Annotated in this window: 15 protein-coding genes; 10 read left to right on the forward strand and 5 right to left on the reverse strand. The window is 63.9% G+C overall.

Translation table 11 applies throughout. The annotated features are described in order from the left end of the window. Positions 1–231: 231 nt before the first annotated feature. Entirely contained in the window at positions 232–1323 is a 1092-nt protein-coding gene (locus tag ACXZ1M_RS21025; protein WP_459049577.1) for a GIN domain-containing protein, read from the reverse strand. Between the two features lie 254 nt (positions 1324–1577). Between ACXZ1M_RS21025 and ACXZ1M_RS21030 the strand changes: the two genes are divergently transcribed. Genes ACXZ1M_RS21030 through ACXZ1M_RS21040 form a run of 3 tightly spaced genes read left to right on the forward strand, consistent with a single transcriptional unit; the run spans position 1578 to position 3998 of the window. Then, positions 1578–1751, forward strand: a complete 174-nt coding sequence (locus tag ACXZ1M_RS21030; protein WP_459049578.1) for a hypothetical protein — start codon at positions 1578–1580, stop codon at positions 1749–1751. After that, positions 1751–2260 carry a hypothetical protein gene (locus ACXZ1M_RS21035; RefSeq protein ID WP_459049579.1) on the forward strand — a complete coding sequence of 170 codons (510 nt, stop codon included), beginning with the start codon at positions 1751–1753 and terminating at the stop codon, positions 2258–2260. The genes ACXZ1M_RS21030 and ACXZ1M_RS21035 overlap by 1 nt, the downstream gene beginning before the upstream one ends. Positions 2261–2285: 25 nt before the next feature. Then, on the forward strand, positions 2286–3998 hold the full coding sequence (locus ACXZ1M_RS21040) for an ExeA family protein (RefSeq protein ID WP_459049580.1): 1713 nt from the start codon (positions 2286–2288) through the stop codon (positions 3996–3998). Here the strand turns inward: ACXZ1M_RS21040 and ACXZ1M_RS21045 are convergent, their stop codons facing one another. Next, a complete protein-coding gene (locus ACXZ1M_RS21045; protein WP_459049581.1) occupies positions 3999–4346 on the reverse strand; it encodes a GFA family protein in 348 nt (115 codons plus the stop codon). Between the two features lie 63 nt (positions 4347–4409). On the opposite strand from ACXZ1M_RS21045, the gene ACXZ1M_RS21050 reads away from it, so the two are divergent. From ACXZ1M_RS21050 to bufB, 6 genes are all read left to right on the forward strand, one after another. Further along, positions 4410–5138, forward strand: coding sequence for a general secretion pathway protein GspB (locus ACXZ1M_RS21050; protein ID WP_459049582.1), 729 nt, complete (start codon positions 4410–4412; stop codon positions 5136–5138). Positions 5139–5205: 67 nt separating this feature from the next. Next, the gene (locus tag ACXZ1M_RS21055; RefSeq protein WP_459049583.1) at positions 5206–5391 is read left to right on the forward strand and encodes a hypothetical protein; all 186 of its coding nucleotides are present in this window, start codon (positions 5206–5208) and stop codon (positions 5389–5391) included. A gap of 70 nt (positions 5392–5461) precedes the next feature. Continuing rightward, entirely contained in the window at positions 5462–5983 is a 522-nt protein-coding gene (gene mobB / locus ACXZ1M_RS21060) for a molybdopterin-guanine dinucleotide biosynthesis protein B (protein WP_459049584.1), read from the forward strand. Positions 5984–6046: 63 nt separating this feature from the next. After that, on the forward strand, positions 6047–6238 hold the full coding sequence (locus ACXZ1M_RS21065) for a YjfB family protein (RefSeq protein WP_373991014.1): 192 nt from the start codon (positions 6047–6049) through the stop codon (positions 6236–6238). 163 nt (positions 6239–6401) lie between these two features. Beyond that, complete coding sequence (locus ACXZ1M_RS21070; RefSeq protein WP_459049585.1) at positions 6402–6656, forward strand: BufA1 family periplasmic bufferin-type metallophore; 255 nt, start codon at positions 6402–6404, stop codon at positions 6654–6656. Between the two features lie 24 nt (positions 6657–6680). Further along, on the forward strand, positions 6681–8333 hold the full coding sequence (gene bufB, locus ACXZ1M_RS21075; protein ID WP_459049586.1) for an MNIO family bufferin maturase: 1653 nt from the start codon (positions 6681–6683) through the stop codon (positions 8331–8333). Here the strand turns inward: bufB and ACXZ1M_RS21080 are convergent. Further along, positions 8307–8600, reverse strand: a complete 294-nt coding sequence (locus ACXZ1M_RS21080; protein WP_459049587.1) for a hypothetical protein — start codon at positions 8598–8600, stop codon at positions 8307–8309. The genes bufB and ACXZ1M_RS21080 overlap by 27 nt on opposite strands. 78 nt (positions 8601–8678) lie before the next feature. Continuing rightward, on the reverse strand, positions 8679–8897 hold the full coding sequence (locus ACXZ1M_RS21085; RefSeq protein ID WP_459049588.1) for an RNA-binding S4 domain-containing protein: 219 nt from the start codon (positions 8895–8897) through the stop codon (positions 8679–8681). A gap of 192 nt (positions 8898–9089) precedes the next feature. Here ACXZ1M_RS21085 and ACXZ1M_RS21090 point away from each other — a divergent pair, with 192 nt between their 5' ends. Further along, positions 9090–9998 (forward strand): hypothetical protein, encoded by a 909-nt coding sequence (locus ACXZ1M_RS21090; RefSeq protein ID WP_459049589.1) that lies wholly within the window; start codon positions 9090–9092, stop codon positions 9996–9998. On the opposite strand, the gene fumC is transcribed toward ACXZ1M_RS21090, so the two are convergent. Continuing rightward, positions 9995–11392, reverse strand: a complete 1398-nt coding sequence (gene fumC, locus ACXZ1M_RS21095; protein ID WP_459049590.1) for a class II fumarate hydratase — start codon at positions 11390–11392, stop codon at positions 9995–9997. The two genes, ACXZ1M_RS21090 and fumC, sit on opposite strands and share 4 nt — an antisense overlap. Positions 11393–11462: the final 70 nt, after the last annotated feature.

The following is an 11462-nucleotide window of genomic DNA, read 5'->3' on the forward strand; positions in this document are numbered from 1 at the left end:
GTATTTAACTGGTATTAAAAAATATTGAAGTGGACTGGGGTTGTCGTCTTGGAATCGTTTTCTAAGTAATTGTTTTTAATGAATAAACTGTAAATTATCGGCCAGCAGTCCAATGTCGCATTTGAATGCCACTTCCGCAATCCGGGGTCAGGTCCTCCATTGCTACACGGGCTCTGCCGTAGGCGAGCCTACGGCAGAGCCCGTGTAGCAATGGAGGACCTGACCCCGGATTTAACGATGGTAGGTGACCAGGCGGGTGCGGCTGGCGTCGGCGTTCTCGGCGACCGTGACGACCGCGTTGCCGGGGCCGTGGACGGTGACGTCGGTTTGGCGCGTGCACAGCTGGCGCGCGTCGAGGTCGCCCGAGCCGCTCACTTGCGCATTCAGCACGGCGGTATTGCCGGACAGGACCATGTTGCCCGGACCGCTCAGCCGCGCACGCACGCTTTGCGCTTCCAGCCCGCGCACCGTCAGGTCGCCCGAACCGTGGACTTCGGCGTCGAGTTTCTTGATGTGGCCGGCAATGCACGCTTCGCCCGGACCGTGCAGCGTGGCGCTGGCCGTTTCGGCGCTCAGGGTGCAGGCGTCGAGGTCGCCCGAGCCGTGGACGTCGGCGCGGATTTCCTTGGCGCTGCCGTGCAGCGCCACCGAGCCGGGTCCATGCAGCGCGGCGTTGACACGGTTGGCGCGGATGTCGCCGATGTCGAGGTCGCCCGAACCGTTGACCACCAGGTTCAAGTCCTGCGTGACGCCGGCGATGTTGACGTCGCCCGGGCCGCCCATCTGCAGGTTGAGGTTGGCCGACGACAGTGCGCGCAGGTCGAGGTCGCCGCTGCCGTTGGAGGTGATGCTGAGGTCGCCCACCTTGCCGGTGGCGCGGATGTCGCCCGGGCCGTCCGACACCAAAGTCAGCGCCTTGCCCTGGAATTGCTGCAGGTCGACGTCGCCGCTGCCGGCGTTGCGCAGGCTTTTCAGGCTGGCTGCGCTGATGCGGATGGTCATCGGCGGCCGGCTTTCCTTGCCCCAGCTGAGGTTGAGCGTCCAGCCTTTTTGCTTGCGCGGCTGGCGCACGGTGAGCGTGTCGCCGCTGACCGAGGTTTCGATCTCGGCAAACTGGCGACGCAGGCCGGTCAGTTCCACCGCGTTGCCCGGTTGCGCGGTGACGATCACGCGGAACGGGCCGATGAGGTTGAGGTTGGTGAACGGCGCGACGGTGCGCGTTTCGCTGCCGTAGCTGTCGTCTTTGGTATCGGCGGCGCCAGCCATGGCCGTGGCCAGCAACAAGGTGGATGCCAGCGCTGCGTGTTTGATCGTCTGCTTCATATTGGTCTCGATTGTGGGAAGTGGCGAGAACTGGACGATATGACAAAACCGCGCCGCCGTCGCTGGCCATGGGATGGACGCGCGGAAGTGGGGGATCAACTGCAAAATTCCGGGGCTGAGCCGCAGCTCAACTTTGCCCGCGCGCCGCCGTTACCGATTGTGTGGCCCCGCTGCGGCCGTGATGTCATAATGGACGCATCAATAGGCGACGCGATCAGCCTGCGCAGCATAAAGGAGCGCATATGATTAAATACATGGGTACGAAAAACACCAGCGACGGTGGCGTGCTGTATATTTTTTTGATTAACGGCTTGCAGAAGGAAATCAAGGAGCATGCCTTGAAACAGTATCCGGGCTGCTACGAGGCACTGCCCGCCACGGCCAAGGCGCGCATCAGCGCCAACCGTGCGTGGTTGTCTAAAACCTAATGCGAACACGTTTTCGTCTGACTTCCGCAGCGCTGGCGCTGGCGTGTTGCTGCGGCACGGCGGCGGCGCAGTCGGTGCCGACCACCTTCGGCACCATCATCGGCAACGGCTTGCTGTGCCGCGACCATACCGATAATATCTACTTCTACAATTATTTGCTGCGGCATTTCGGCGCGGCCTACAAGCATGAGGGCGGCGCGTTCTGGTTCCGTACCGACGGCGCTTCGCTGTGGGGCCAGACCATTTCCGAGGTGATGGTCAGCGACGATACCAGTCCCTATATTTTCGTCGGCGCGGTGGCCGAGGCCACGCCGGAGAACCTGGAGCAGGCCATCATCCGGCAAGTGGGCACCCGCTATACCGTGATCGACACTTCCGCCTATCCGGTGCGCGAGGCCAAGCCGGCCAGCCGCATCGTGTATTTCGACACCAAGTCCAAGATTTACTGCGCCAAGTACAAGCCGCTGCCGCCGGTGCAGCCGCCGCCGGTCCGACAGCAGCTAAAATAGGCGACCGCGCATCCCCAGGGCTTTCATGTACACGCATTTTTTCAATCTGAAGCAATCGCCGTTTTCCATCGCGCCGGACCCGCGCTATCTGTTCATGAGCGAACGCCATCGCGAGGCGCTGGCGCATTTGCTGTATGGCGTGGGCAGCGGCGGCGGCTTCGTGCTGCTGACCGGCGAGATCGGCGCCGGCAAGACCACCGTGTGCCGCTGCTTCATGGAGCAGATTCCGGCCGACTGCAAGCTGGGCTATATCTTCAATCCCAAGCTGTCGGTGGAGGAGCTGCTGCTGTCCATTTGCGACGAGTTCGGCATCGAGCTGGCGCCGCAGGGCAGCGGCGCGGTCAGCGTGAAGGGCTATGTGGATGCGATCAATGCCTATCTGCTGGCTAGTCACGCGCAGTCGCGCAACAATGTGCTGATCATCGATGAGGCGCAGAATCTGTCGGCCGAGGTGCTGGAGCAGCTGCGCTTGCTGACCAATCTGGAAACCAGCGAGCGCAAGCTGCTGCAGATCATCCTGATCGGTCAGCCGGAGCTGCGCACCATGCTGGCGCGGCCGGAGCTGGAGCAACTGGCGCAGCGCGTGATCGCGCGTTATCACCTGGGATCGCTGTCGGAGGCGGAGACCGGCACCTACATCGAGCATCGCCTGACGGTGGCCGGCGCGACGGCGATTGCGCCGTTTCCGCGCAAGCTGATGGGCTTGATCCATGGCTTGACCAAGGGTGTGCCGCGCCGGATCAATTTGCTGTGCGACCGGGCGCTGCTGGGTGCGTATGTGGAAAATCAGCCGCTGGTGACGCGGACGATTTTGAAGCGGGCCGCCAGTGAGGTGTTTGCCGGGCAGGATGCGGTGGGCGCGGGGCAGGGCGCGCGCAGTGGGACGATGGCGCGCTGGCCGCTGGTGATGGCGGGTGTGCTGGGCGGCGTGGCGATCAGTGCGCTGGCCTGGCAATTGGTGTCGCGCGATGCGGCGCCGGTGGCGCAGGCGCAAGCGGCGGTGCAGTCTGCCGGGGCCGGAGCGGCGGCGGCCGGCACGGCGGGAGCGCTTCGTGCGGTTGGCGCATCCGGAGCACGTCCGGGCGCGGCGAATGCAGCGGCGCTCGTGCCAGCGTCGGGGCCGGCGCCAGCAGCTTCGGCGGCTGCCGGTGCCAGCTACGCCAAGCCGGGCGGCGACAGCGCATCGGCATTGCGTCAGCTGGCCGGCCTGTGGGGATTGACGCTGACCGATGGCGAGCCTTGTGCCACCGCTGCGCGCGCCAATCTGCGCTGCCTGCAAACCAAGGGCAGCCTGGACGAAGTGCGTCTGCTGGACCGTCCCGTGATGCTGAAGCTGAACGATGATCCCGTCGCGCCGAATTACGTGTTGCTGACCGCGCTGGACGAGCACCACGCCACCATCACCGCGCCCGGTGGCAAGTCGCAGAAGCTGAGTGTGGAAGCCTTGGTGGCGCGCTATGACGGCGAGTTCACTACTTACTGGCGTGCGCCACGCGCCTGGCGCGACGAAGTGCGCGGCGGCGATCGCGGCCCGGATGTGGATTGGCTGGCCAAGCGCCTGTCGCAAATCTACGAAATGGACAAGCCGCAGGAAAACCAGCCGCTGGACGCGCCATTGCGCAAGCGCCTGACCGAGTTCCAGAGCGCGCAGAACCTGAAGGCCGACGGCGTCGCCGGCCCCAAGACCTTCATCCGCCTGTATCAGCTGGGCGGCGTGCAGGAGCCGCGCCTGCGTTGATTACTTGGCGCGGCCGTCGTAGTGGTGGACCGGGATGGCGTTCAGGTCGATGTCCTCAAGGCAGCGCAGGTTGACGGCCGCCATCGCGTCGCCATTGGGCGACACGCCCTCGCCGAAGGGATGGATGCCGCAGGTGGCGCAGAAGTGGTGCTTGATGACGTGCTTGTTGAACAGGTAGGTGCTGAGCTTGGCCTCGGCTGTCAGCAGTTGCAGCTTATTGCGTGGAATGAACCACAGCAGAGATCCCTTCCGCTGGCACATCGAGCAGTTGCAGGCCAGGCCGCTGTCGATTTCGCCTTCCGCTTCAAATTTGATCTGCCCGCAATGGCAGCTGCCGGTGTATTTCATGCTGGGTCTCCGTCCGGTTGTTGTGACGTGTAAGATAGCGCGATATCTGATTTATTAAAAGCCATGTCCTATATTTTGGAAGCCTTGAAAAAGGCGCAAGCAGAACGTCAACTGGGTAGCTCGCCCACCATCCATGCGCCCACCTTGCATGCGGCCGATCGCGCGTCGCCGGTGGCGCGCGTCAGCAAACCGTTGTTGCTGTCGCTTGGCGGCATGGCTGCGGTGATTGGCGTGTTGCTGGTGCTGGTGTGGCGTTCGCCGGCCTCCACCCCGGCCCTGACACAGACGCAGCAGGCGCCGACGCCCGCCGTGGCTGCTGCGCCGCCGCAGCAGCAGTCCGCCGTTGCGGCAATGTCGTCGCCGCCGCAGCCCGCCGCCGTATCGTCACAACAGCAGCCCGCAGTCGCGGCCGTATCGCCAACGCCGCTCCCGGCGCCGGTGGCGGACTTGCCGCCGTCTGTAGCCAATCTTGCGCGCGCTTCAGCGTCGGCGCCTCAGCCCGTCGCGATGGCCGCGCCTGCGCCTGGCCTGGCCTCCGCCAAACCAGCCGCACCGCCAGAAGAACCGGTCGTCAACCTTCGCGACCTGCCAGAACCAATCCAACGCTCCATCCCGCAAGTCAGCGTGGGCGGCTACATCTACTCCCGTAACGCCGCCGACCGCGTATTGCTGATCGATAAGATACTGCGCCGCGAAGGCGACGAAGTCGCACCCGGCCTGATCCTGGAGAAGCTGCAGCCGAAAGAAGCCGTCTTCAATTTCAAAGGTTACCGCTACCGCGTTCCGTACTGAGTTGTCATTTCCATGTCATGAAAAAATGATATTTTTATATCATTGAAAACTCTGCATGGAACCCATCATGAAGCATCTGAAGTTTCTGCCTTTCCTGATCGCCGCCGTCTCGTACATGCCGCGCACCCATGCCGCCGAAGTGGTTCAGACCACCGAACCGAGCGGCTTCAGCTTGTTGGTTATCTGCCTCAGCCTGGTTGTTCTGGCCGGTACCGGCCACGCCCGCAGCGCCGTCATCAAGCCGGAACAATAAGCCGGCCCGCACCGTCAAATGTTGCTGCGTATAATGTTGGACATCATTGGACGGTGGAGAAGGGCAGGCGATGCAACAAGTTCTCGGTGTGGTCGGAACCTCCGGCAGCGGCAAAACCACGCTGTTGGAATTTCTGCTGGCGCAACTGGCGCAGCAGGGGCTGAAGGTCAATGTCATCAAACACAGCCACCACGACCTGCAATTCGAACCGCAACACAAGGATAGCGCGCGCCTGCGCATGGCCGGCGCGGCCGAGGTGATGGTGGCTTCGCCATTCCGCTACGCCATCATCCACGAGCTGCGCGGCGCGGCCGAACCGTCGCTGGAAGAACAGCTGGCGCGCATGGCGCCGGCCGATCTGACCTTGCTGGAGGGATTCAAGTCCTATCCCATCGACAAGCTGGAAGTCTATCGGGTGGAGGCCGGCCGTGCGCCGCTGTATCCACACGATGAGCACGTGCTGGCGGTGGCCGCCGACCATGCGCGGCCGGAAGGACTGCGCGCCAGCGTCGCCTGGCTCGACCTGAACCAGCCGCAGCAGGTGCTTGCCTGGTTGCTCACGCATCTGAAAAAAAATTCAGCGAATGGCTAAAAACGCCTAAAGTTCCCCGCGCAGCCGCCGTAAATGAGGTGATACCCCAAATTGGAGGACCCCATGGACGTTACCGGTATTGCTCAGACTGCAACCACGATTGCGGACACTGGCACCAAGCAGGCTGTCGGTATTGCCGTGCTGAAAAAAGCGCAAGACATCGCGGCCTCCAGCGCATCGGCCTTGATCGAGGCGATCCCGCCGGTGCCGAACCTGCCGGCCCACCTCGGCAACAACATCAACACCAAGGCCTGATCGGCTGGCGCGGCCCCTTGTCTGGCGGCCGCCACTTTCTCCGCGTGCCATTCGGCGCGCGGCGCGTACGCGCACACTCCCCAATGATTACTCGACAGGTGCGTATCGGCGTTATTGCTGGTACGCTGCGGGTGCTTTTCCATTTTTTCCACAGGAGACCAATATGAATAAACGTCAAGCCTTGATCGCCGCCGCCCTGGCCACCGTGTGCGCCACCCAGATGGGTACGGCCGCTGCCGCTGAAGAGAAAGAAAAATGCTACGGCGTCGCCAAGGCCGGCCAGAACGATTGCGGCACGGCCGCCCATTCCTGCTCGGGCCAGGCCAAGGCCGACAACGAGCCCGATGAGTGGAAGTTCGTTGCCAAGGGCACCTGCGAGAAAGCCGGCGGCAAGACCACGCCGCCTGCCAAGAAGTAATTGTTCTCAGGCGGAGCCGCAGCAATGACAGCATCGGGTGTCGGCGTCGGACTGCGGGCTCCGCATTACCGGCAGTTCATGCAGCAACGGCCGCGCGTGGCGTGGCTGGAAGTGCATAGCGAGAATTATCTCGACCGGGCTGGTTGGGACTGGCACGTGCTGCAAGAATTGCGGCGCGATTATCCGGTGAGCCTGCACGGCGTCGGCCTGGGACTGGGTTCGGCGCGCGGGTTTTCTGAAGCGCATCTGGCGCGCGTGCGCGAGCTGGTGCGGCAGGTGGAGCCGGTGCTGGTGTCCGAGCATTTGTGCTGGGGCGCGGTGGCGGATCGCCAACTTAATGATTTGTGGCCCATGACGCTGGATAGCGCGGCGCTGGTGCTGATGAGCGAACGTGTGGGCAGGGTGCAGGATGCGCTGGGGCGGCAGTTGTTGCTGGAGAATGTCTCCAGCTATGTGCGCTTTCATGCGGACGCCATGAGCGAGGCCGAGTTCATGGCCGCGCTGGCGGCGCGCACTGGTTGCGGGCTGCTGTTGGATATCAATAATTTGTACGTCAACCAATGCAATCACGGCGAGGATGCGCTGGCGGCCATCGCCGCGATCCAGCCCGGCATGGTGGGCGAGATGCATCTGGCTGGCCATCTGGTGACGCCGGAAGCGGTGATCGATCACCACGGCGACCGCGTGGCCGAGCCGGTGTGGCGTTTGTACGAAGCGGCGCTGGCGCGTTTCGGCGCGGTGCCGACCCTGATCGAGTGGGATACCGATATTCCGGCGCTGGACCTGCTGCTGGGCGAGGCAGCGAAAGCCGCCGCGCTGCACGCCCGCGCCGCGCCGCAGATCATCCAGTCGCTCTCCGCACGCCCGCAAGCGCCGGCATCGGCGCAGGATGCGCAAACGCTGGCCGCCGGCCAGCAGTTGTTCGCCGCAGCGCTGTTCGATGCGCAACTGGCGCCGCAGGTGCTGGCGCAATGCAAGGCCGGCAGCGGCGACACCGCCTACCGCTACGCGCTGTATCGTGGCAACCTCACCGAAACCTGGACCAAGACGCTGGCCGCCGCCTATCCCGTGGTGCTGGCGCTGCTCGGCGAGGAGTTCTTCGGCGGCCTGGCGCGCGCCTACGGCCGCGCCCATCCATCCGATGACGGCGACCTGAACCGCTTCGGCGCGCACTTCGCCACTTTCCTGCGCGACTTCCCGCACGTGGCCGACTTTCCCTACCTGCCGGACATGGCGACGCTCGAATGGCAAGTGCACCGCGCCCACTACGCGCCGCAGGCGCAAGCCCTGAGCGCCGCACAGCTGGCCGCCATCGCGCCGGACCAGATCGAGGCGGCGGTGTTCACGCTGCATCCGGCAGTGCAACTGCTGGCCTCGCCGTGGGCCGTGATCCCGCTCTGGCTCGCCCACCAGCCGGACAGCGGCGTTGACTTCCCTGAAGACATGGCCACGCCCAGCCACGGCGTGCTGGTGCGGCCGGCATGGCGCGTGGGCGTGCAGCCGCTGAGCGCGGCCAGCCATGTGGCCTTGCAAGTGCTACAGGATGGCGGGAATTTCGGCGCCGCACTGGATGCGGCGTTTGAACACGATGACAATTTCGACGTCGCCGCCAGCCTGCAGCACTGGCTGGCGCACGCGGTATTGGTGGACTCAGTCCTCGCGCCGGAAGGCGCGTAACAGCCTGGCTTCGCCGGTCAGGTCGCGGTGCAGCCGGCTGGCGATGGCGGTCAGTTCGATCATGCGGTCGATGTGCACGTTTTCGAAGCGTGCCAGTTCCTCGGTGGCGGCCAGCAGCGCTTCGGCCAGCTTGTTGCGGGCCGCCTGATACGGCGCACCATGATACTGGTCCGTATTCTTGAGCAGTTCTTCGGCGTTTTCGATCACCTGGCGCAGATCGTCCAGCAATCGTTCCTGGGTAGGGCTACCTGATGCAGGACCGTCCATGACGTCCCCCTGTGATCGGTCAAAAAAGTCAATATAACGGCACCTGCGCGCGCCGGTTTGCGCGCGATCAAACATCGCCTACGCCGCCACCACCATAATACGAACGTCGCCCAGGGTGACTTGCTGGCCGGCGCGGATTTTAGCGGTTTTGCGCAGCTCTTTCTTGCCGTCGACCTTGACGTCGCCACTGGCGACGATCATCTTGCCGGCGCCACCGCTGTCGCACAGCCCAACCAGTTTTAATAGTTGATTCAGTTCAACAAATTCACCGTTCAATTCGAAACTAACTTTCTGCATTTTATCCTCTGTTGCCATGATGTGAAATCGGCTGTCGGTCCGTCTTTTGGTAGTGTAGCGGCATTCCGACAGGCGCGCAGTTTACCTTATCCTCGAAAAGTAATTTGGATTGCTAGTGGGCAAAAGAAGGGCTATGCTGAACTAACTGCTGGCGTTTCAGGCAGGGCGGGACAAACCGTAGCGAGTAGCATCATGAATAAGCTTTCTCTGACTTTGGCGACATTCGGCTGGCTGGCCGCAGACGCCGCCGCATCCGATCCGTTTGCGTTCTCGCAGACTCCTCCCTTGTTTGAAAAGCGCGCCGACACGGCCCTGTTGTTCGGGGCGGCCGACCGTCAGGCGGCGCTGGCCGATTCCTTCGTCAACGACGGCGCGCGGCGCTACGCGCTGGTGGCCGGCACGCCGCGCCTGCGCTTCGGCGCGCTGCCGGACAATCTGGCGCTGCTCGATCCACTGGGACCGATGCTCAATGAGCGCGGCAAGCGTTTCCTCAGCAGTGCGGAATTCGAGCGGAAAATGGGACGCGGCACGGGCATCCTGACCATCGGCATGTTGCGCGAGGCGGGCGGTGCGCCGGGCACGCAGCACAGCATGGCGATGATGCTGAATACCCGTCCGACGACTACTTTCACTTCATTGTCGCTGGGCTATGCGATGTCGCCGCGCAGCGCCCTGATGGCGATGGCCTCGTATGGCCGCACCGCCGGCATCGGCTCGCCGGACAGCCTGTTGTCGCAGGTATCCTCGGTGCGCACGATGGCGTACAGCGTCGGTTATGTGCGGCGCCAGCTGTTCAGCGCCGACGACCGGCTTGCCTTCACCCTATCGATACCGGCCAAGGTGCGCAACGGCTCGCTGGAATTCAACGGCGCCTTGCCGCAAGCGGTCTCACCCGGTGCGGCGGCCTTCGGTACGCCCACCATCAACCTGCGCCCGACCGCCACCGAGCGCGACCTGGAATTCGGTTACACCCGGCTGCTCGGGCGTGATGGCAGCCAAGGCAGGGTGACCGGGGCGCTGATGTGGCGCATCAATCCCGGCCACGACGCCAACGCCAAGCCCGATGCGCTGATGGGCGTGCGCTACTCCTACGGTTTCTAACCCTTGGCGCCCGGCCGGGTCATGTCCAGCGGCACGATCCACTGTTCGAACTGCTCGGCCGTCACGTAGCCCAGCGCCAGCGCCGCTTCTTTCAAGGTCGTGCCTTCGTGCTGGGCTTGCTTGGCGATGGAGGCGGCCTTGTCGTAGCCGATGTGCGGCGCCAGCGCGGTGACCAGCATCAGCGAGCGCTCCATCAATTCCTCAATGCGGCCGCGATTCGGTTCGATGCCGTGCACGCAATGTTCCTCGAAGCTGCGCATGCCGTCGGCCAGCAGGCGCGCGCTCTGCAGGAAGTTGTGGGCGATCATCGGCTTGTACACGTTCAGTTCGAAGTTGCCGGAGGCGCCGCCCATGGTGATGGCGACGTCGTTGCCGAACACCTGGCAGGCCAGCATGGTCAGCGCTTCGCACTGCGTCGGATTGACCTTGCCCGGCATGATGGAACTGCCCGGTTCGTTTTCAGGGATGGTGATTTCGCCCAGGCCGGAGCGCGGGCCGGAGGCCATCCAGCGCACGTCGTTTGCGATTTTCATCAGCGCGGCGGCCAAGGTTTTCAGCGCGCCGTGGGCTGAGAGCAAGGCGTCGTGGCCGGCCAGCGCGGCGAACTTGTTGTCGGCGGTTTTGAACGGCAGGTGCAGCGCGTGCTCCAGTTCGGCTGCGATGCGGGTGGCGTATTCAGGGTGCGCGTTCAGGCCGGTGCCGACCGCCGTGCCGCCGGCCGCCAGTTGCAGCACGCCCGGCAGGGCGGCGTTGATGGCGTGTTCGGCGAAGTCCAGGTGGGCGACGTAGCCGGAGAATTCCTGGCCCAGCGTCAGCGGCGTGGCGTCCTGCAGGTGAGTGCGGCCGATCTTGACGATATCGGCGAAGGCCTGGGCCTTGGCGTGCAGGCTGTCGCGCAGCTGTTTCAGCGCCGGCAGCACGTTGTGGGCCAGCGCCAGCGCGGCGGCCACGTGGATCGCGGTGGGGAAGATGTCGTTCGACGATTGGCCTTTGTTGACGTCGTCGTTCGGATGCAGCACGCGGCGCTCGCCGCGCACGCCGCCCATCAGCTCGGAACCGCGGTTGGCCAGCACTTCGTTCATGTTCATGTTGGACTGGGTGCCGGAACCGGTTTGCCAGACGGCCAGTGGGAATTCGCTGGGGTGCTGGTTGGCCAGGATCTCGTCGGCGGCCTGGGTGATGGCGATGGCTTTCGGTCCTTCCAGCAGGCCGAGGTCGAGGTTGACGCGGGCGGCGGCGCGCTTGACGCTGGCCAGGGCGTGCACCAGTTCCAGCGGCATTTTCTCGGTGGAGATGCGGAAGTGCTCGAGGGAGCGCTGGGTTTGGGCGCCCCACAGTTGGTGGTCGGGGACGTCGATCGGGCCGAAACTGTCGCGTTCGCTACGGGTGCTCATGAGGAATCCTTTGCGGGGAATTGGGTGGTTTTAGTGTAGCGCAGTTCGGAAAAATTATCTGAGGGCTACA

Source organism: Duganella paludis, assembly GCF_054461335.1.